This window comes from Geotalea toluenoxydans JCM 15764, assembly GCF_001311985.1.
Lineage (GTDB): Bacteria > Desulfobacterota > Desulfuromonadia > Geobacterales > Geobacteraceae > Geotalea > Geotalea toluenoxydans.
Genome location: NZ_BBCJ01000019.1, coordinates 1 through 19,840 on the forward strand (window position 1 = coordinate 1; position 19,840 = coordinate 19,840).

Consider the following 19,840-nt stretch of genomic DNA (forward strand, 5'->3'; position numbering starts at 1 on the left):
ACTCCTAGGTTTGGTTGTATCAGTGAAAAGGCTGCTCGTTTTTCATGACGCAAATGCCTTCTCTTGCCCATTCACGGAGCCATTCTCAATTGACAATCTTCAATTAAGATGGTAACTTTCGTCACTAATTTTCAGACTATCCCAGATCTGGCTCGGAAAGGTACACCGTGAATTTAAATAAGTTTTTCCGTGCTTTGCCATGCAGGACCCTCTTACCCCTTCTCCTTGTTGCGTCGCTTTTGACTACCCCCGCCTTTTGCCTTGATTCGGCAGATTCCCAGTTATTTATCACTGGCTTCAATGCCTATCAAAAAAAGGACTACCAGACCACGGTCGATAAGATGGGAACTCTGCTGAAGAGTTACCCGGACACCCCGTTGCGGGACATGGCCATTTTCTGGTTGGCACGTGCCAATTACAAGGCAGGGCACAAACAGGACGCAGCCAGATATATGGCCCAATTTTTCAAAGAATATCCGGACAGTCCGTTAAAAGGGACGGTGGAGGACGACCTTGTAGCCCTGGCGGGAAAATATGCCAGAGGAGAGGCAGTTGCTTCCGGTGAGAAAGCTGAAGGCGAAAGTTCTAATTCTGAAAGGGTGGCGCAGGAACAATCTGAAGCTGAAGCGAGGGCTGCAGCCAAACGGGCTGAAGAAATGCGCCTGGCCGTTCAGAAGGCGGAGGCAGAGACGGCCCGCCAGGAGAAAATGGCAGCGGACAAGGCAGCAGCGGAAAAAGCGGCAGCTGAAAAGGCCGCTTGGGAAAAGGCTGAAGCGGAGAGAGTCGCTGCCGCAAAGAAGGCTGAAGAACTGCGTGTTGTGGCAGAAAAGGCTGCTGCCGAAAAAGCACGTCAGGAAAAGCTGGCAGCTGAAAAAGCTGCCGCCGAGAAGGCAGCGGCAGAGAAAGCTGTTGCAGAAAAGGCCGCCCGGGAAAAGGCTGAGGCAGAAAGAATTGCCGCCGCCAAGAAAGCAGAAGAACTGCGCATTGCTGCAGAGAAGGCTGCTGCCGAAAAAGCGGCTCAGGAGAAAGTTGCTGCTGAGAAAGGTTCCGCCAGGACTGCTGCAGCATCGACCGGCAGGAAAAAAGAAAAATCAAAGGCCAGCAAAGCGGCAACGCTGCGTGAAAAGGCAATAACCGAATATAAATCTGTGATCGACCGTTTCCCGGGGAGTTCAGCCGCAGCAAGCGCCACAACAAAGCTCAAGGAGCTGGGCATCGTGTACCCTGCCGTTGCTGCAACCGGAGCGGCTGTTCAGGCGAAAACGCCAAGGTACTCTCCCTGGAAGTCGGGCAGTTTGCCGATCTGGATTTTACCATTACGCCACCGGCGCAATCGCTGGAAGCTGGTAAGCGCTTCACTATACCCTTTGACATTGTCAACCTGGGCAACGGCAGCGACAGTTTTTACCTGGAGTCCGGATTCCCCGCGGATTTCAATGTCCAGTTCACCTCTGCCGCTCAGCCGGTGAATCCCATAAATGTGACACCACCATTGCAAACAGGCGAAAAATTCAGGGCACTGATGACCGTAACCATACCCAGGGGAGTGATCGACGGGCAGAAAGCAAGCTTCCCCATCAAGATCGGTTCCGGTTTTGCCCTGATGTTTCCCAATCCAAGGAAGTCAGACTCTCCTTTTCCGCTCCGTTGCTGAGGGCGGTGGTAAAGGCGGAAAAGTCACAGCTGCTTCCGGGGCAGAAAATGTCTTACCGTCTGGACCTTCTGAATATAGGTACCTCATCTGCCAGGGGGGTCACTCTCAGGCTGACTTATCCCCCCCAATATGAGCCGGTAAGTCTTGTCCCTGCCGGATTCAAACCGGAAATGAAGGCCGCTCTCGTTCTGGATGGCCTGCAGCTTAACTCCGGCGAAAGCAGGGAATTCAACCTCACCTTTCAGTTGAAAGAGGATGCCCTGGCCTTGCAGGAACTCTTTCTTCGGGCCGATGTCATCAACAGCGAACTGGAAAAAAGAGATTCCTTCCTCTCTCCTGCCACAGTCGTCCAAGGAGTCAGTGGCGTCAACGTCAAGACCAGCGCTGAAAAGCTGGTGGTGATTCCCGGCCAGACGTTGCGGGTTCCCATTGTTGTCACCAACACCGGCAACATCCGCGACGACTTCGGCATCAAGCCGCTCATTCCAGGAAATGCTTCCTATTCTTTCTATCAGGATTTGAACCGGGACGGGAAAAAACAGGACAATGAGCCGGTGATAACCCACGTGGGCCCGCTGGCTCCAAAGGAAGAAGCTTATGTGGTTCTGGAGGTGACAACGCCGATAAATGAGGCGGACGGCTCTAGCATGCCCATAGCGGTAAATTTCGAGCCGGAAGGGGACAGGAGCAAAAGTGCTTCTTTGAACATGCGTCTGGTTTATTCACGCCCGGTGCTTGACCTTATCATGACCGGCAAAGGGGGAAAGGTGAAGCCCGGAGAGGTTTCTTCCTTTGAACTGAGCTGCACCAATCGCGGCTCCAATCTTGCCAAGGTGGTTGATGTGCAAACGGTCCTGCCGCAACAGCTGGCCATAGTTTCTGCCGATCCCTCTTTCTCCAGCGGCACCGGTGGCGTCTACACCTGGCGCTTCGAGGACATGGGGTCCGGTGAAAAGCGCAATATCAAGATCACCTACAAGGTAAAATCCGGTGCCGTTGTTGGTACGAATATGCAGATTAAAAACACCCTGAAATACCAGGATCTGCTGGGGATGAACTACTGATGCGGTGTTTGGCGTGGGGACTGACAGGCTGGTTGCTTCTGAGCGTTTCTCCGGTGACGGTTTTTTCGGCTGATTCCCAAATGCTCTATGTGCCGAAGCCGGCGGAATCAGGGGTTGTTCCGGCAGGCCCGGAAGAGGGAATTCTTGTGGAAGGTATTACCATCCGCAAGGGTGACACCCTGAAAGGGCTTGCCAGGAAGTATCGAGGCAGGGCTTCCTATTTCCCACAGATTCTGCTCTTTAATAAAATAGCTGATCCCGACCTTATTTTTGCCGGTTCACGACTGCTGGTTCCGGTAACTGCCGCCCATCCCGCCACCAGGGGCGATAAAAAGAAGCGGTCTCTTTTGCGGCCTGCAAAGAGCATGGCCGAGCCCGCCGCCCCAGAGGTACAGGCTAAACCACAGCCTGTTGAAGGTGCCTCCGATCATTCCCTTCTGCAGTACGAAAGAGCTGTTGCCGCGTACAAAAAAGGGCAGCTGAGCAAGGCGTTACAGGAATTCGATAGATTTCTTGCCGATTTTCCAAATTCGCCGCTGGCTGCCGATGCAAGCCTCTATCGTGCCGACTGCCTGTTAAAAATGTCCCGCCAATAGGCTGTTGAAAACTATTGCGGGGCCGGTCTGCTGTGTTGCCGCTAATTTGGAAACTCCAAGTATATCAGTATCCGTCTCGCTTCCTCTTCGCTGGAGCCTTGCATTCCGACCGACCCATGATGTTTTTCAAGCCAGGTAACCCTCTTATCTTTGATCTGTTTCCTTGCGTTCCAGTAGTTCAGCCGTCAGAGCGGCGACAGGTATTTCGGTCAGCAGAATGAGTCGTGGCGGCGTCGTCTCCCTGGTGAAGAGAAAACCATTGAGGCTTGTGCTGGTGCGGTTTCTATCGTTAAGCAAAACCGCATGCTCCCCATAACTGAAGGAAATGTCCATTGCGGAAAGAATGGATGTTGCCACCTGTTTAAGATCGGCATCCCGATTAATCCTGATAAGCTTGATACCTTCAAGCTCCAACAACCGGTAAACCGTGTAAGCAAAAGGATCTGCCGCAGAGAAGCTGACCATGAAATGCTTACCATTGCTTTCGAAAAAGCGATCGACCTTGGCGCTCAAGCGTAATGCCTGCTGGGTTGCCGACGACGTTTCGACAAAATGGTCTTTGCCCGGCTTGACGGCAAGTATGTTAAGGATTGAGTCGGCGACTTCGGAAGGATCTTTGCTCGTTACGGAACGTACAGCTATGGCAGCGCTGACTGGCGCTTCAATTGGTTGAACCGTGGAAAACCGCTGTTGAATTGCAGGTTCCGCTGCCGAAGAGGCCGAAAGAGCCGCCTCGGCTTCTCTTTTTTTCTTATGAGCAACTGCAGTATGTGACAGTCCGGTTGGTATCAGGATCGTCTGGCCGATATTCAATTTCCGGATGTCCGCGATTTTGTTGAGACTAACAACTTCGGGAATAAGTTTTTCAGCTGCTGCGTTAGTCATGCCGAAATGCTTCATCAATATCTTGAAGATATGATCGCCATTTTTGACCGTGTAGCTCATATGGCCGCTTCTTGATAATGGCTTCCGCTCTCTTTGGTCGCCTTTCCTTTGGTCAATGGCTTTGGCTGCTGCAGGATGAGGGGGCTTGGCGGCAGAGACTCTCTTTTTTGACGGGGCAGGGGTCGTATTTCTATCAAGCTCTCTGATATCTATTTCAAAGGGAGAATCCCCGGCAACTCCCGCTCTGGCGGAAAGCACGACAAAAATGGCGGTGGCAATTAATCCTAGTCTTAGTCTTATCATTTCTTTCCCATCTTCCGCTGTCACTGAAAATACAAGACAAATGCCTTCATCTGCCGATCAGATTTTCGCCTGTAAACTATGACACTGGCTTTGCCGGTGACGCCTTTTTCAATGATGTAATTTCCTTTTGCTTCGGTGGAGGTAATGGAATAGCTGACGGCCGCGGCACTTTCATGGAGACATTCCGGACAAATGATCCGGAAAGCCCCTTGGCGCTGCGGTCGATGATCTGCAGTGCGCTGATCACACCATTTTTCCTGAAGACCTTGAACTCATTGCTGCTGTCCAAGTAACGTTCCCATCCTGGATGTTCTTTGCCGTAGGCAAGATCAGGCCTGCTGGTGGGGATGAATGCGGGCAGCCTGGTCATGCCCGGGCCGGTCGCTGTTCGGGGGGCAGTGGCGGATGTCGTGGAGGGCTTTCGGTTCACCTGCAGTTTTCCGCCGATGAAAAAGTAAAGTGAGGCGGCAAAGACAATGGAGACCCCCAGGTAAAACCAGACTCGTTGTCGTGGCGCCTCTTCCTCAATAACAAAGTCGCCCGCCCGTTCCGCGTAATGGGATTCCGATTGGGGGGAAGTCCGGTCCTGGATCGGGAACGGCTCAAGATCGGTAAGAGCGCCTTCCAGCTTATCGAGAAAAGGGGAATCTACAGTCGCTTTCTGCTGCAGGCTGATTTGGCCCCCGGAGAGGGAGACACGGTCAGTCACCTCCGTCGCAGGTTCAGGTGCTCCCGGTCCTCCAGCGATAGCCATGTCTGGGGTATTTGATCCTGATTTGCACATATGGTTGTTCAGGGCCTCGGTTACCCTCAGTGCAACTTCAGCATCACTTTGGTTCAAGTCTATGCAGTCATCGACAAATTTAAGTGCTTGGGGAGAATCGCTGGTGTCAGCGCTGAGGAGAATGACGGATCCGGCCTCAGAGCTGAAGAAAGTGCGCAGGTGTCTGGCAAGGATGTCGCCGGAGAGACCGGAAAGACGATTCTGGATAAAAATAACTGCAGGCGAGCCAGATTTGACTTCCTCAGGAATATTCAGGCTGACGAAATGATGAACGTTGGCATTGCATGCTTTGGCGGCCGAGATGACGATTTGCTCCAACCGTACCTGATCTGCTATGAGGAGGACGTTAATCATGCTTTCCTTTGCCTTATGAAATGATAGCCATTTTATGTGACAGCGCCCTTATAATCAATAGCATTAATGTTGTCGAAAGATTTTTAATGCATTCGGCGGCCAGACGCAAGTGTACAGGGATGTCCATCTGGACAGGCAGATGGTCCTTTGATCTTCGGCAGGCCATTTCGACCTGTATTTAATAACTATTGATTTTATGTGTAGCCAAATCGAGGCACCGTTTTGCTTGCGATATTTAAATAAAAACTTGCATCCCTGCCGTTTCCGTGTATATTGAAGAGTCTGTTCAATTGGGGACCTGTTTCTTTCATTGCTTCTCAGTCTTTCCCATCCCCTGTTTCATCGCTCACTAACCCCCATCTGCATATTCAGCACTCCCATGAAATGCAGTAGCACATATGGTTGGCGACGATGTAGTTGAGCCGGTCATACGTGTTATTGCCGTCATTTATGCGTCGCAATGGTTGCCGCAACGGCGTTTCGCGTCTCATCTTCAGCCGTTTCCGGCACAGGATCGCTGTTTGCAGCTTCCCGTCCGAAAACCAAAGGAATTCACATGTCATTTGAATCATTGCAGTTGTCTCCTCTTATCCTCAAAGCCATTGCCGCCTGCGGTTACACGACGCCCACACCTATTCAGGAACAAGCGATACCCCTGGCTCTCGAAGGCAAGGATCTCATTGCCTCTGCCCAGACCGGGACAGGTAAAACGGCAGCATTTACCCTGCCTGCCCTGGAGCGGCTGAACGTTCGTTCCCCGATCCCCGGCCGCGGCCCACGCATCCTCGTCCTCACCCCTACCCGCGAGCTGGCCAACCAGGTCACCGATGCCGTTCGCAATTACGGTAAGTTCATGCGCGTCACCAGCGGCGCCATCCTCGGCGGGATGCCATACCGTGAGCAGTTGCAGCTTCTGTCACGTCCGGTCGACCTGATCGTAGCAACTCCGGGGCGCTTGATCGATCACCTTGACCGGGGCAGAATCAACCTTTCCCGCCTGGAACTGCTTATCCTCGACGAAGCTGACCGGATGCTGGACATGGGATTCAGCGAAGACGTGGACAGGATAGCCGCCGCCGCTCCGGCCAACCGTCAGACATTGCTCTTTACGGCGACCATGGACGATGTCATGGCCAAGCTGGCCCAGAGACTGTTGAAAGATCCGGTACGTATCGAGATCGCCGGCAAGAAAACGACCCATGAGCAGATTGAGCAGCGCTCCATGTGGCCGATAATCTGCAGCACAAGACCCGCATGCTGCAGCACCTCATTGCCGATGGCGACGTTACCAAAGCCATAATATTTTCAGCCACCAAGCGGGATGCCGATCTTCTGGCACGTGACCTTCACGCCCAGGGACATGCCGCTGCAGCCCTCCATGGCGACATGACCCAGAATGCCCGCAACAAGACCATTCAAAACATGCGGCGCGGCAAGATCAGGCTATTGGTAGCCACCGATGTGGCGGCCCGTGGACTGGACGTCAACGGCATCAGTCACGTCATCAATTTCGATCTGCCAAATTTGCCGAGGATTATGTTCACCGGATCGGCAGAACGGGAAGAGCGGGGGCTACCGGCATCGCCATCTCTTTCGCCTCGTTGAACGACCTGAATTACCTTGATCGGATCGAACGGTACACCGGCCAGACCTTGCCGATGCATGTGATTCCCGGCCTGGAGCCAACCCGTCCCCTGCGCCGTCTCAGCACTTCAGGGAAGCGCAGCCAGCCCGGAAACGGACGCGGCAAGACTCCCTACGCCGGCAACGGTCGCCGTCAAGGCAAGGATGACACAAAGGGTGGCGGTTTTGCCCAGGCTCGGAAAAGCGCTGCTCCCAGGGCGAGAAGCTCCCAGCCGGTTGTGGAATACCGCAGTCTTAAAACCGGCCGCGATGCGCGGCACTCATAATGGCGATTTGACAGCAGAATAACATTAAAGCAACGACGCCGGGCAACCGGGCGTTTTTTTTTACCGGCCAATCTTGCCTAATGAGCCCCAATTGGGTATTATTTTTTGACTTCAAATGCATTTACAAGGAGTTAGCAATGGCAGAAATTTTCGAGATCAAGCCTGACATTTTCTGGATCGGGGTAAAAGACCCGGAACTGCGCACCTTTGACGACCTCTTCCCCACCGAACACGGTACGACCTATAACTCCTACCTGATCAAGGGGAGGGACAAAATTGCCGTCGTCGATACCGTCAAGGGGAAAAGGGGTGAGGAGTACCTGGAGAAAGTCAGGCAGCTGGTAGATCCTGCCGATATCGATTATTTCGTCGTCAACCACACCGAACCGGATCATTCCGGCTCTCTTGCCTTTATGCTCAAGCATTGTCCAAAGGCAAAGGTTGTCTCGACCCAGGCCGCCCATACCTTTCTCGGCAATCTGATCCATACCCCATTCCCCTCGCAGATTGTCAAGGATGGGAGGTAATCGATCTGGGAGGCAAGCGTCTGCGTTTTCTGGTCGTGCCGTTCCTGCACTGGCCGGACACCATGTTCGCCCTGCTTGAGGAGGACGAGGTAGTCTTCACCTGTGACGCCTTCGGCTCACATTACTGCGGCTCTTCCATTTTCAATGACGAACTTCCCGATTTCAGCGCCGACATGCAATTTTACTTTGATACCATCATGCGTCCCTTCAAGGACAAGGCGCTGACGGCTATCGACAAGATGAAAAACGAGAAGATCGCGGTAATCTGCCCGAGCCACGGCCCGGTGCTGCGCAGCGATCCCTGGAAAACGGTGGGACTTTATGAAAGCTGGTGTCGCCCCGAAGCAGGGGACAAAAAGATCGTCCTTTTTTACATTTCTCCCCATGGCAATACGCAAAAAATGGCGGCCAGCGTGGTTAGGGGAGCGGCGGCAGCCGGCGTTCAGGTTGACTGCCGGCATATTAATGAGCTTACGGCAGCAGAGATCCGGGATCTGATGGAAGTTGGGGATGCGCTGATTTTCGGCATTCCCACCATTAATCGAGATGTGCCAAAGCCCATGTGGGATGTTCTTGCCTATCTTTCAACCGTCCGCCTCAAAACCAATATTGCCGCAGTTTTCGGCAGCTACGGCTGGAGTGGTGAGGCCTGCCGTCTGGCCGAAGAAAGGCTCAAGGGGCTCAACTTTAAATTGCCGGTATCCTTTGTCAGGGCACCGTTCACACCCCGGGCCGAGGCGCTGGAGCAGTGTGAGGCACTGGGACGGGCCATTGCCGAGGAAGTGCTGAAGAAATAGTTTCAAACCATGTACAGTTAAAAAGCCGGAAAAGCCGTCATGAATTTTCCGGCTTTTTTGCGTCCCTGTTTTCGGATATTCAATTTGACACGGTCCCTTGCCGGTCCCATAATGTCGGTCATCATGACAGAGCACCACGCCTTGAAAATCATAGAAGTTGCGGTACCGCTCCCCCTTGATGCCACCTTTCATTACGGAGTGCCGCCGGAGCTGGTTTGCCGGATGAAAACGGGGGTGCGGGTGCTGATCCCCTTCGGCAGGCGCAAGATCACCGGCTATATGATCGGCAATGTGTCTGAGAGTGCTGAAGAAATCAGGGAGATTATCGACGTTCTTGACGAGGAGCCGCTCTTTACGGAAAAGGAGCTGGATTTCCTGCGCTGGAGCGCCGGCTATTATTTCCACCCGCTGGGGGAAGTGATCAAGGCGGCACTGCCTGCCGGTATCAATCTTGCCAGCCGGACACGCAGTGTGGAATCGGCAGACGGAACACTGAGCAGAGAAGAAGTGCTCAAGGGGGGACGAACGGTAAAAAGGGAGACCTTTTACCGGGCACTACCTGATGTGGAACTGCCGGTTAACCTGCGTGGCAAGGGGTTGCGTCTGCTGGAATATCTTCGCCGGGTTGACGAAGCGCCGGCAGGGCTGCTTCGCCGTGAGTTCGCTGCCACAGCGGCCAATTTCCACCGTCTGCAGGACCTGGGGCTGGTTGAAGGCTCCGAGCGTGAAGTCTACCGTGATCCGTTCCGGGAAGAGGTTTTCACCCACGATACGCCGCTGGTACTCAACTTCCATCAGGCCGCGGCCCTTGAACAACTGTCAGCTGCCGGGATCAAAGAGCAGTTCGCCCCTTTTCTCCTCCATGGCGTAACCGGCAGCGGTAAGACAGAAGTCTATCTGCAGGCCATTGCCCAGGTGCTGGAAAGGGGGCGAACCGCCCTGGTTCTGGTGCCGGAGATTGCCCTCACACCGCAGCTGGTAAGGAGGTTCAAGAGCCGTTTTCGTTGCGGCATTGCCGTTTTGCACAGCGGTCTCTCCGATGGTGAGCGCTATGACGAGTGGCGGAGGATCAGGCGCCGGGAGGTTTCCATCGTCATCGGAGCCCGTTCCGCCCTGTTTGCTCCCCTCTCCCCCATGGGGATCATCGTTGTCGATGAAGAACACGAATCCTCCTACAAGCAGTCGGAAGGCTTCCATTACAATGCCAGGGACCTGGCACTGGTTCGGGGCAAGATGGAGGGGGCGGTCGTGGTTCTCGGGTCGGCAACCCCCCTGGTAACCACCTACATGCGGTACAGCAGGGAAAAATCGGCTATCTGCAGCTTCCCGAAAGGGTCCGTAATCTGCCGATGCGGGAACCGAGCTACTGGATGCCCGCGGCCGGAAAGGCGCCACCTTCCTGCCGGAGTTGATCAAATCGATCGGCGACAACCTGGCAGCTGGCGGGCAGACGCTTCTCTTCCTCAATCGCCGCGGTTTTGCCACCTATCTGGTCTGCGAAGAATGCGGCACCGTGCTCAGCTGCCCCAATTGTTCGGTGACCCTTACCTACCATCGCCGTCGCGAGCGCCACTTCTGCCACTATTGCGATTACTCCATTCCCGCCCCGTCCGTTTGCCCCAAATGCGACAGCCAGTCCATCGCCCTGCTGGGGCGAGGAACGGAACGGGTCGAAGAAGAGGTGCGGGAGATTTATGCCGATGCCAGAATTGGCCGCATGGACCGGGATACCACCACCGGCCGTGGCGGGCATGCCAGGGTGTTGAAGGGACTTGAAAACGGCACCATCGATATTCTGGTCGGCACCCAGATGATCGCCAAGGGGCATGATTTCCCCGGCGTGACGCTGGTGGGGGTAATATCAGCCGATGCCACGTTGAACATCCCGGATTTTCGCAGCAGTGAGAGGACCTTCCAGCTGATCAGCCAGGTAACCGGGCGGGCGGGGCGCGGCGACGCACCGGGAAAGGTCCTGATACAGACTCTCAATCCGGAGCATTATGCCATAACCCGCGCTGTTGCCCATGATTTCGCGGGATTTTACCAGGACGAAATCGGTTTCCGGAAAGAAATAGGCTATCCTCTTTGCTTACCTGGCGGTGCTGGTATTCTCTGGAAATTCTGCCCCGGAGGTGGAGAAGGGGGCGACGACAGCAGCAGCATTACTGCATCGTCTGAAGAGGGAAGCCAAAAGCAGGGTGGAGATCCTGGGACCGGTTTCCTCGCCCCTGGCCATGATCCGTGGCCGCTACCGGCGGCAGATCCTTCTCAAGTCAGGGCAACGCCCGGAGCTGCACCGCATGATCGCCCGGTTCAGGGGGCAGGTCAAGCTGCCGTCGGTTGTCAGGATAACAATCGATATTGATCCGCTGGATATGCTGTAGCAGGATTGCTTTATGGAGACTGAAATGGAAACAGGGACAGATAATGCCGACGCACATCTCAAACGAACCGTCATGGACCGGGAAGTGGTAGTTGCCGTGTCCGGCGGCAAGCTGGATCTGGGTCCATGGGAGCAGGTCTTCTATGGCGAATTCGACGGCAAACGGCGCAAGCGGGTCCTTGTGAAGATCATCGGAGAATGACCATGCTGACCAGAACCTTCTGTCATATTCCCGGGGTCAGCACCGCCATGGAAAAGCAGTTGTGGTTGCAGGGCATCCATTCATGGGACGCATTTCACGCCCAGACCAGGCCGGTTTTTTCTCTGACCAGGAATCATGCAGCTCTTCTCTCCCTGGACGAGTCGGAAAAGTGTCTGCTGCAGCCGGATCCCGGCTACTTCAGTAAGCTGCTGCCGGCCAGGCTTCACTGGAGGCTGTTTCCCAGTTTTCGCGATGGCACTGCCTATCTTGACATAGAGACCAGCGGCCTTTCCCGTCACAGAGACATTATCACCACCGTTGCACTTTATGACGGGAAAGAGGTACGCTATTACATACACGGACAAAATCTCGCTGACTTTCGGGAGGATGTCGCCAAGTATCAGGTGTTGGTCACCTACAACGGCAAGGCCTTCGACATCCCCTTCCTGGAGCATTACCTGGATATGTCCCTGCCCCAGTCCCACATCGACCTGATGCATGTGCTGCGCAGTCTCGGTTTCAAAGGGGGGCTCAAAGGATGCGAGAAGCAGTTGGGGCTGGTCCGTGAGGGGCTGGATGGTGTCGATGGCTCCTTTGCGGTGCGCCTGTGGCGTGATTATGCAGTCAACGGGAATACTAAAGCACTGGAAACCCTGCTGGCCTATAATATGGCGGATGCAGTCAATCTGGAAACCTTGATGGTAGAGGCCTACAACTTGAAACTGAAGGAGACCCCCTTCTTCGACAGCCTGAGGCTCGATCTGCCAAAGCGCCGGCAACTGCCCTTTTCTCCAGATTATGCTACAATTGAGCGGCTGAAACAACGTTCCTACCCCTAACCGATGGGGGCAACAAGGTGAGTTTATGCCGGGTTTATGGCCAAAACCATTCCGTTACTTCGGCGATGTCAGGCTGTTCCTCCTCATCCTGTGCATCATTCTTTCGCTTTTTGTCGTCATCGTCTCCTTTTTCCTCTATGAGCGTACCGGCAATCTTCTCCTGCTGCGGGTCAGGGAACAGGCCCTTGCCTATGCAGACCTTATCGACCACACCAAAATGTGGAACTATGATTATGGCGGCGTATATGTGGAGAAAAGGAAGGGGATCGAGTCAAACGATTACCTGCTGTGGATCGGGGTAAAACCGGATTTGAAGACTACAGACCGCAGGACCCTGACCCTGCGCAACCATGCCATAATGATCAAGGAGATCTCTGTTCGTAGCGAGCAGCAGGAGGGACCAAGCTTTCGCATCGTCAGCGCCCATCCACTGGACCCTGCCAATACTCCTGATGCCATTGAAATGACGGCCCTCCGCAAATTCGGACAGGGGGATCGTGAAATGTCGCAGATGGTGCTTAAAAATTCATCCGGACCTATTTACCGTTACCTGCTCCCCCTCCATGCTGATAAATCCTGCCTGGAATGTCATGCCACCAGGATCGGCGATGTCCTGGGCGCTCTCAGCATAACGCTGACCATCTCCGAACTGGTCCGCCAGACCCGTCTCAGCCAGCTGTTGATCGTGCTGGCGGCAATCCTGATTATCGGCCTGGTGGTAGGCATCACCTATTTCCTTACCTGGCGTCTCGTCATAAACCTGGACGAGGCTCAGCAGCGTTTGAAACGATTGGCCTCCACCGACGAATTGACCGGTCTGAGAAACCGGCGGCACATCATGGGGCGGCTGGAAGAGGAATTCGAGCGCTCTAACCGCCTGGGCGAGCCGCTCTGCATCATTATGCTCGACCTTGATCTCTTCAAGAAAATCAACGATACCTGGGGACATCCCTTTGGCGACCATGTGCTGAAATGGGTGGCCAACCGCATGAATGAGGTGGTGCGGGCCTATGACGTGGTCGGCAGGATCGGCGGCGAGGAATTTCTCATCATTCGCCAAGTACGACCCTTGGTGAGGCGGTCGTCCTTGCCGAACGACTGCGGGAAACCATCGAGCAGGAAACCATCAATCATGGCGGGACGGTCATCCCCCTTACCATCAGCGCCGGAATAGCCCTCATGGGCAAAGCCGACATCAACAGCGACGATCTGATCCGCCGCGCCGATGCAGCCCTCTACCGGGCCAAGCAGGCAGGGCGCAACCGTGTCGTGCTGTGAAAAATTCCCCAGCAACTAATCCCTGTTCCAGAACACGCGGACAAAGTTTTCATCATGGCCCCACCGGTAGCGAAGGTCCCCACTATGGGCCTTATGGATTTCCCGCCCCAGTTTCTGGGCCAGCTTGTCTTCCGTTGTCGTTATTGAAATCTCATCCTGTTCCTGCTTTATCTCCATGATGCGCCCCAGTGGGTTTTTCGCCCGTGAATGCGCTTCGGTATTTCTTATTGCATCCATAATCGAGGCCTTATGCTTTTTCAAATAATGGCCCGAAAGCGTTACGACCGCGGCCGGGGTGCCTTGCTCTATCATCAGGCAGGCGGGGCATTTTACCTTCTGAATGGCAGTATCGCCACCTGCCTTTTGCAATTCCGAGTCGTCCATGTACCAGCGTTTGTTGTGGTATAACGCACCGCAGATGGTGCAGAGAGCATCCTGTTTAGGCTGAATGTAAGCCTGGGGATTGCGCCCGGCTCTTTGCCCTTTTTCCTCGACGCTGATGCGACGATTCACTTCTCCGGAGACTGCATAGGAATTCCCTCCTTTATTGTTGGAGTACCTTAAGTATAGCACCCCCTGTTGTTATTGCCAGAGTAGGAGGGGGGTGGGTTTTGGACGGGTATCTCGTTTCAAAAGGGGGGCGGCAAAGGAGGCTCCATATGAAAAGAGGCCGCGCCCTGTGTCGGGAACGGCCTCTTTTTTGCCGGTGGGAACGGATCGGGCCTATCTGCGTTTATAAGCCCGGGAGTATACCCTGGCGTAGCGCAGGTACCAGCGATATTTGTCGCTGAGCATGGTGATCAGGCTGAAGCCCATGATGAGAATGAAGAAGGACCAGAAGATGAGGACACTGATAATCTTGGGTGCTGCAGGTTCGTGAAACATATTCATTCACCCCCTTCTGTATTAAAAAGCTGACCGAAAATCAACCTGTCTTGATGCTAATACAGATCGGTTCGATTTGGCAAACACTTTAATTAGAAAGGTGTCTTTGCCGGTCTTACAGCCGGAAAAAATAGAAAAGACCGGTGGCCAGGCAGCCATAGAGCAACAGCCCCGCCGGGCTGGAGCAGGCGACCTTCAGGTCCTTCGTGGAGGGGACAGAGCTGTAGCAAAAAAGGTAGACGGCAGCATAGAGGAGGATGGTGTGGAGCGTGTCGGCGGGAAACCAGGCAAACCAGTGGCGGTACAGGTACCAGGCGATGGCGATCAGGCCAAGGGGCGCCAGAGCGGTCGGCACTGTGGAAAAAATGCCGGCATTGCCGAAAGAAACGGAGCCGAGCACCCACAGGCGGCGAGAAGAGCCGTCGGCAATGGTGCAGTATTGACGGCGCGGGATGATGCTCAAGCCGTGGGGTCTGCCGCCGGTGATGAGGCGACGACAAAATGGGCCAACTCATGGAGAATGGTGCCGGGCAGAGCGAAAAGTATCAGCCGGAAAGAGCCGGCCCGGCCGACACGCTCCTGCATCGTGGCAAGAAAGATCGTCAGCAGGATACCGGCAAAATGGTTGGTCTGCGGATCGTTGGCAAGCATGGGTCCCCCGTGCACCGCAGAGAATATATCAATTCAATCGGGGGCGCAACAGCCGAATCCAGATATCCGTCTGCCCCGGAGTTGCCGTTTTTGCCTGCGTCTGCTATAACTTAACACCATCCATGGCTGGGCATCATGCGAAGCTTTGGTACCAATATCGACAATGGGGTTGCCATGAAAAGTCATGATCTGGATCCATCCGGGCTGGTTCCTGAAGAACGGGATGCCTGTGCCATAATCGGCTATATCAACAAAGGCGCACAGCCAACCCACGGCAACCTGCAGCGCACCATCGAGGCACTGGTCAAGATGGGGCACCGGGCAGGAGAAATCGACGGCGAGGGGGACGGCTGCGGCGTCCTCACCGACATTCCCCGGATATTATGGCAGGAGATCCTGTCGGAGAACGGCCTTGACCCGGCACTGGCGGAATCGCCGGCCTTTGCCGTAGGTCATCTGTTGCTTCCTAAAGATGAACTGCAGACCGACCCGGCTCTCAGGGAAAAAGTGGTCCGGCGTATGGAGGATGCCGGTCTAAAGGTTCTCGTGGAGCGTCCCGGCGTGGTGCGGAGCACGGTGCTTTCAACCAGTGCCCGGCTGGGGGAACCCCTCTTCTGGCAGATTGCCCTTATGTGCCCGGAAACGGCAAAGGCGCCTGAGATCCTTTTCAATCTCCAGGTGGCCTTGGAAGAGGAATTTCCCGTACATGTCGCCTCCCTTTCCACCCATGTTGCCGCATACAAGGTGCACGGGGCGCCGGAACTGCTGCCCCGCTATTATCCGGAACTCAAACGGCGCGATTTCCTTTCCAGCATCACCATCGGCCACAGCCGCTATTCCACCAATACACTTCCTACGGTGCTCCGCGCCCAGCCCTTTTCCCTGCTCGGTCACAACGGCGAAATCAACACCATCGCCCGCCTCCGGGAAGAAGCACGAATGCTGGGCATCGTCCTGCCTGCCGGCGGCAGCGATTCTCAGGACCTCAACCGCACCCTGGAGGGCTGATGTTCCGCTTTGGACTGTCCCTCTTCGAAGCCATGGAAATGGTCTTTCCTCCCATTTTCAGCGAAATGGAGAGGATGCCGGCCGAGCTTTCATCCATGTATACCTGGTTCCGCCGTTTCCTCACTGCCTCCGCCCAAGGCCCCGCAGCAATCATTGCCCGGCACGGCAGCCAGTGTGTCTTCAGTGTCGATGCCATGGGGCTGCGTCCCCTCTGGTTCGGCGAAACGGAGAAGGAGCTCTTCATATCCTCGGAGTTGGGAGTGGTGCCCCACGAGGAGATCATGTCCGACCCGAAACCCCTGGCTCCGGGGGAAAAGGTTGGCCTTGAGGTGATGCCCGGCAAGGGTGTGCGGGTGCTCTTCCATCCCGAACTGCGGCGGCACATTCATGAGCGATTCCGCAAAAGGACCAATCTTTCTGCCCACAGCAGGTCATGTGTCAGGGTGGTGCCCTGCCGGAGTCCAGTGGCGCCGGGGATAAGAGGTGGAGCCGAAACCAGAGGCTGGTGCTGGAAAACCTCATGTCGGCCCTGGCCTGGAAAAGCAGCGATGTGCAGAATTTGCGGGAGATGGCACGGTCAGGCAACGATCCCATTGCTTCCCTCGGGTATGACGGGCCCCTGGCGGCCCTCTCCCTGTCCCGGCAGAACCTGTCCGACTATTTCAAGGAACAGGTGGCGGTTGTCACCAACCGGCCATCGACCGGGAGCGGGAGTCCGAGCACTTTTCCATTCGCGTTTACCTGGGGGCAAGACCACGTTTCAAGGGACCGACGCAGCAGGGAATCGATCTTACCGTTCCCCTTCTCACCGGGGGAAGGCGTAGCGGGGTGGAGGCAACGGACGCTGCTGTCGCACGGCACTTCGGCACCTGCACATTGGAATCTCTGCTGGGGGTGTTCGGGGGGCGGAGAAACCGCCTGCTCTCCTGCGTCATGCAGCAGAATGAGTCGATCCAGCAGGCCCTGGACCGGCTGAAAAGCGAGGCCGTCTCCGCTGCCGGAAACGGCGCCCGCCTGTTGGTGCTGGATGACAGTGCCGCTTTCGGCCCCGGCAGGAGTTTTCTCGATCCATATCTTGTGGTGGCGGTGCTGCACAAGGCGCTCAAGGAGGAAACAGCCGCAGGGGGCGAGTCCCTGCGCCGTGGCGTGTCGCTGGTAGTCCGTTCCGGTGCCTGCGCAACCTCCACGACCTGATTTTCGCCCTCGGCATGGGGGCCGATGCCCTCTGTCCCTACCTGATCTGGGAACAGGCCGATGCCGAGGAGATGGGGCTGAAGAACCTTCTTTCGATCCTGGGCAAGGGGCTGGAGAAGGTCATCTCCACCATGGGAACCCACGAAATCGGTGGCTACGGTAAATACTTTGCCTCGATCGGCCTCTGCCGTCACCTGGCCGAGATTTTCGAGACTCCCAACTTTTGCGGTTCAGGTCATGGGGGCCTGACGCTTGTGCGACTCGAGGAGGAAAACCGCAGCCGGACAGCTGTGGCTCGCAGCCGGGAAAAGCAGCCGGTCCCGGTGCAGTTCCGCCTCTATCCACGGATCTGGAAGATGGTCGGCGCCGTGGCCAAGATGGATGAGACCTATGCCGACCTGTCGCGCCTGATCCGCCAACTGGAGGGAGAAAATCCCCTGGCCATCCGTCATCTCATCGACTTCCGCTTTCAGGAAGAGCTGAGCGTCGACCCCGACGAAGTTGATACCACCGTCGGCAGCCACGACTTGCCGATCCTCTTTTCCGCCATGAGCTTCGGTTCCCAGGGGGAGACCCCCTTCCGCATCTATGCCGAAGCGGCACGCCGCCTCAACATCGTCTGCATGAACGGTGAGGGAGGCGAAATCGCAGACATGCTGGGGCGCTACCGGGAAAACCGCGGCCAGCAGATCGCCTCCGGACGGTTTGGCGTCAATATGGATTTTCTCAACTCCGCCGATTTTCTGGAGATCAAGGTGGGGCAGGGGGCCAAGCCGGGCGAGGGGGGGCACCTGCCGGGATTCAAGGTGACGGCAAAGATCGCCGCCGCGCGCAATGCCACACCTGGGGTGAGCCTCATCTCCCCCTCCAACAACCACGATATATATTCCATCGAGGATCTGGCCCAGATCGTCGAGGAACTGCGGACTGCCAACCCGCGGGCTCGCATCTCCGTCAAGGTGCCGGCGGTGGCCGGTATTGCCACCATCGCCCTCGGCATCGCCAAAGCCGGTGCCGACATCATCACCATCAGCGGTTATGACGGCGGTACCGGCGCTGCCCGCCGCCATGCCATCAAGTTCGTCGGCTTGCCGGCAGATATCGGTGTCAGCGAGGCCCACCGGGCACTGGTGGAAGCAGGCATGCGGCACAAGGTGGAGATCTGGGCCGACGGCGGGGCACGCACGGCCGGGATGTATTGAAACTGATGCTGCTGGGGGCCAACCGGGTCGGCTTCGGCACCATGGCCATGGTCATCATCGGCTGTACCACTTGCCGTGGCTGCCATCTTGGCACCTGCCATGTTGCATTGCCTCCCAGATCGAGACCACGGCAGAGGCCGAGGCCAAAGGGCTGAAACGTTTCGTCCCACGGGTGCTGGAAAACGGCGTCATCTACGAGACCACCTTTTTCCGCGGCATGGCCAGGGAGATCCGCATCCTTACCGCAAAACTGGGCGCCAGGAGGACCCAGGACCTGGTGGGGCGGGCAGACCTGCTTTTCCAGGAGCGGGGGCTGGAAAACCTGGATCTGTCCGATCTGCTGACCCCGGCAAAGCTTCCTGCCGCGACGGAGATGGAGGACAATGTACGCATCATCCGCAAGCCCCTCAACTACCTGACCTCCCTTATCTCCAATCTGGTCCATAATGCCTTCCTCAGCGGTGAGACCCGGGTCCGGTACGACGATACCGACGCTTCCAGCTCCGATCGGGCCATCGGCACCCATCTGGCCGGAGTCATGGTCCGGGATATTCAACAGGGTCGGCTGTCCGGCCAGGAGCAGGCGCTGCTCCATTTCCAGCGCGACTCCATTCCCGGCAATGGTTTGGGTGCCTTCAACATCCCCCGCCTCACCATGCGGGTGGAAGGGGGAGCACAGGATGGGGTTGGCAAGTCGGCCCGTGGCGGAAAGATCGTCATCCTCAAGGGGGAAAACCGCAATGGGGTCCGAGTCGGCGGCTCAGTGGGCAAGGGGTTGGCCTATGGCGCCCAAGGGGGCACTTTCATCATTCAGGGTGATGCCGACAGCCGGGCCTGTATCCGCCTTTCCGGTGCCAATGTGGTCCTTGGCGGAAGGATCCGTTCACCGCTGGACGACGCCGTTGGCAACTGGGCAGGCAGGGCTAATCTGAAGGGATTTGCCTTTGAATACATGACCGCCGGCAGGGTTGTCGTCCTGGGCGATCCTGGCCCCTGGATCTGCTCCGGCATGACCGGCGGTATCGTTTACTGCCATCTCGATCCGGAAATGGGCATGACCAGGGATGCCCTCCGCCGCCGCATTGCCGCCGGAGCAGGGGTGGAAATCCGCGACCTGGAAGAGAATGATATTACCAATGTGGAGGAACTTCTGCTCCAGTACCATCGGGAACTGATCCGCTCCCAGCAGGAAGTGGAGGCGGACTGGGTGGAGGGTGCCGTTGCTTCCTGCCGCAACCGCTTCGTCAAGATCGTCCCGGAGAAGGTCGTGGTGACGCCGCGGAGTACTGAGTGATGCTTTTTGTTGTCGAGCATGGCACTAATG

The 19,840-nt window shown here is 56.0% G+C and carries 15 protein-coding genes and 5 pseudogenes; 14 read left to right on the forward strand and 6 right to left on the reverse strand.

Annotated features, from left to right (window positions below; all coding sequences use genetic code 11):
• The first annotated feature begins 167 nt into the window (after nucleotides 1-167).
• From JCM15764_RS28425 to JCM15764_RS13065, 4 genes are read left to right on the forward strand one after another with little or no spacing between them, the layout of a single operon-like run.
• Nucleotides 168-1,469: a tetratricopeptide repeat protein gene (locus JCM15764_RS28425; protein ID WP_369412320.1), complete on the forward strand. Its 1,302-nt coding sequence runs from the start codon at nucleotides 168-170 to the stop codon at nucleotides 1,467-1,469.
• Nucleotides 1,470-1,522: 53 nt separating this feature from the next.
• Complete coding sequence (locus JCM15764_RS28430) at nucleotides 1,523-1,654, forward strand: hypothetical protein (RefSeq protein ID WP_369412321.1); 132 nt, start codon at nucleotides 1,523-1,525, stop codon at nucleotides 1,652-1,654.
• A gap of 47 nt (nucleotides 1,655-1,701) precedes the next feature.
• A complete protein-coding gene (locus JCM15764_RS28435) occupies nucleotides 1,702-2,718 on the forward strand; it encodes a COG1361 family protein (protein ID WP_369412322.1) in 1,017 nt (338 codons plus the stop codon).
• On the forward strand, nucleotides 2,718-3,314 hold the full coding sequence (locus JCM15764_RS13065) for a LysM peptidoglycan-binding domain-containing protein (protein WP_054696438.1): 597 nt from the start codon (nucleotides 2,718-2,720) through the stop codon (nucleotides 3,312-3,314). The genes JCM15764_RS28435 and JCM15764_RS13065 overlap by 1 nt, the downstream gene beginning before the upstream one ends.
• A 144-nt stretch (nucleotides 3,315-3,458) precedes the next feature.
• Here JCM15764_RS13065 and JCM15764_RS13070 read toward each other — a convergent pair whose 3' ends face one another.
• Together JCM15764_RS13070 and JCM15764_RS13075 are read right to left on the reverse strand one after the other, a co-directional pair.
• The gene (locus JCM15764_RS13070) at nucleotides 3,459-4,502 is read right to left on the reverse strand and encodes a LysM peptidoglycan-binding domain-containing protein (protein ID WP_054696440.1); all 1,044 of its coding nucleotides are present in this window, start codon (nucleotides 4,500-4,502) and stop codon (nucleotides 3,459-3,461) included.
• 76 nt (nucleotides 4,503-4,578) lie between these two features.
• Entirely contained in the window at nucleotides 4,579-5,640 is a 1,062-nt protein-coding gene (locus JCM15764_RS13075) for a hypothetical protein (protein WP_054696443.1), read from the reverse strand.
• A gap of 556 nt (nucleotides 5,641-6,196) precedes the next feature.
• Here JCM15764_RS13075 and JCM15764_RS13080 point away from each other — a divergent pair.
• The 9 genes and pseudogenes from JCM15764_RS13080 to JCM15764_RS13105 all read left to right on the forward strand — a co-directional run bounded on the left by JCM15764_RS13080 (nucleotide 6,197) and on the right by JCM15764_RS13105 (nucleotide 13,576).
• Nucleotides 6,197-7,550 (forward strand): annotated as a pseudogene (locus JCM15764_RS13080) (DEAD/DEAH box helicase).
• 137 nt (nucleotides 7,551-7,687) lie between these two features.
• On the forward strand, nucleotides 7,688-8,077 hold the full coding sequence (locus tag JCM15764_RS23585) for an oxygen-binding di-iron domain-containing protein (RefSeq protein ID WP_243688952.1): 390 nt from the start codon (nucleotides 7,688-7,690) through the stop codon (nucleotides 8,075-8,077).
• A gap of 35 nt (nucleotides 8,078-8,112) precedes the next feature.
• Nucleotides 8,113-8,874, forward strand: a complete 762-nt coding sequence (locus JCM15764_RS23590) for a flavodoxin domain-containing protein (RefSeq protein WP_369412323.1) — start codon at nucleotides 8,113-8,115, stop codon at nucleotides 8,872-8,874.
• Nucleotides 8,875-8,997: 123 nt separating this feature from the next.
• Nucleotides 8,998-10,086 (forward strand): annotated as a pseudogene (locus tag JCM15764_RS29850) (primosomal protein N' family DNA-binding protein); the annotation flags it as partial.
• A 196-nt stretch (nucleotides 10,087-10,282) separates the two neighbouring features.
• Nucleotides 10,283-10,897: pseudogene (priA, locus tag JCM15764_RS29855) on the forward strand (replication restart helicase PriA); the annotation flags it as partial.
• Nucleotides 10,898-11,006: 109 nt separating this feature from the next.
• Nucleotides 11,007-11,258, forward strand: coding sequence for a hypothetical protein (locus JCM15764_RS29860; protein ID WP_279384440.1), 252 nt, complete (start codon nucleotides 11,007-11,009; stop codon nucleotides 11,256-11,258).
• 24 nt (nucleotides 11,259-11,282) lie between these two features.
• Nucleotides 11,283-11,459 (forward strand): YjbQ family protein, encoded by a 177-nt coding sequence (locus JCM15764_RS13095; protein ID WP_279384434.1) that lies wholly within the window; start codon nucleotides 11,283-11,285, stop codon nucleotides 11,457-11,459.
• A 2-nt stretch (nucleotides 11,460-11,461) separates the two neighbouring features.
• Nucleotides 11,462-12,298, forward strand: coding sequence for a ribonuclease H-like domain-containing protein (locus JCM15764_RS13100; RefSeq protein WP_054696565.1), 837 nt, complete (start codon nucleotides 11,462-11,464; stop codon nucleotides 12,296-12,298).
• Nucleotides 12,299-12,656: 358 nt separating this feature from the next.
• Nucleotides 12,657-13,576 (forward strand): annotated as a pseudogene (locus JCM15764_RS13105) (diguanylate cyclase).
• Between the two features lie 15 nt (nucleotides 13,577-13,591).
• Here JCM15764_RS13105 and JCM15764_RS13110 read toward each other — a convergent pair.
• The 4 genes from JCM15764_RS13110 to JCM15764_RS23605 form a co-directional block, all read right to left on the reverse strand.
• Nucleotides 13,592-14,089 (reverse strand): BCAM0308 family protein, encoded by a 498-nt coding sequence (locus tag JCM15764_RS13110; protein WP_054696446.1) that lies wholly within the window; start codon nucleotides 14,087-14,089, stop codon nucleotides 13,592-13,594.
• A 210-nt stretch (nucleotides 14,090-14,299) separates the two neighbouring features.
• A complete protein-coding gene (locus tag JCM15764_RS23595; protein ID WP_243688954.1) occupies nucleotides 14,300-14,467 on the reverse strand; it encodes a hypothetical protein in 168 nt (55 codons plus the stop codon).
• A gap of 109 nt (nucleotides 14,468-14,576) precedes the next feature.
• Nucleotides 14,577-14,924, reverse strand: a complete 348-nt coding sequence (locus tag JCM15764_RS23600; RefSeq protein WP_243688955.1) for a hypothetical protein — start codon at nucleotides 14,922-14,924, stop codon at nucleotides 14,577-14,579.
• Entirely contained in the window at nucleotides 14,921-15,112 is a 192-nt protein-coding gene (locus JCM15764_RS23605; RefSeq protein ID WP_243688956.1) for a hypothetical protein, read from the reverse strand. The genes JCM15764_RS23600 and JCM15764_RS23605 overlap by 4 nt, the downstream gene beginning before the upstream one ends.
• 135 nt (nucleotides 15,113-15,247) lie before the next feature.
• On the opposite strand from JCM15764_RS23605, the pseudogene JCM15764_RS29865 reads away from it, so the two are divergent.
• A pseudogene (locus JCM15764_RS29865) lies at nucleotides 15,248-19,810 on the forward strand (glutamate synthase-related protein).
• The last annotated feature ends 30 nt before the right edge of the window (nucleotides 19,811-19,840 follow it).

What these genes read in the sequence shown, in the direction of transcription:
- JCM15764_RS13065 (WP_054696438.1), top strand. Translation starts at nt 2,718, where the DNA reads ATGCGGTGTTTGGCGTGGGGACTGACAGGCTGGTTGCTTCTGAGCGTT.
- JCM15764_RS23605 (WP_243688956.1), bottom strand. Translation starts at nt 15,112, where the DNA reads ATGCTTGCCAACGATCCGCAGACCAACCATTTTGCCGGTATCCTGCTG.
- JCM15764_RS13075 (WP_054696443.1), bottom strand. Translation starts at nt 5,640, where the DNA reads ATGATTAACGTCCTCCTCATAGCAGATCAGGTACGGTTGGAGCAAATC.
- JCM15764_RS23585 (WP_243688952.1), top strand. Translation starts at nt 7,688, where the DNA reads ATGGCAGAAATTTTCGAGATCAAGCCTGACATTTTCTGGATCGGGGTA.
- JCM15764_RS23595 (WP_243688954.1), bottom strand. Translation starts at nt 14,467, where the DNA reads ATGAATATGTTTCACGAACCTGCAGCACCCAAGATTATCAGTGTCCTC.
- JCM15764_RS28430 (WP_369412321.1), top strand. Translation starts at nt 1,523, where the DNA reads ATGACCGTAACCATACCCAGGGGAGTGATCGACGGGCAGAAAGCAAGC.
- JCM15764_RS28435 (WP_369412322.1), top strand. Translation starts at nt 1,702, where the DNA reads ATGTCTTACCGTCTGGACCTTCTGAATATAGGTACCTCATCTGCCAGG.
- JCM15764_RS13100 (WP_054696565.1), top strand. Translation starts at nt 11,462, where the DNA reads ATGCTGACCAGAACCTTCTGTCATATTCCCGGGGTCAGCACCGCCATG.
- JCM15764_RS13070 (WP_054696440.1), bottom strand. Translation starts at nt 4,502, where the DNA reads ATGATAAGACTAAGACTAGGATTAATTGCCACCGCCATTTTTGTCGTG.
- JCM15764_RS13095 (WP_279384434.1), top strand. Translation starts at nt 11,283, where the DNA reads ATGGAAACAGGGACAGATAATGCCGACGCACATCTCAAACGAACCGTC.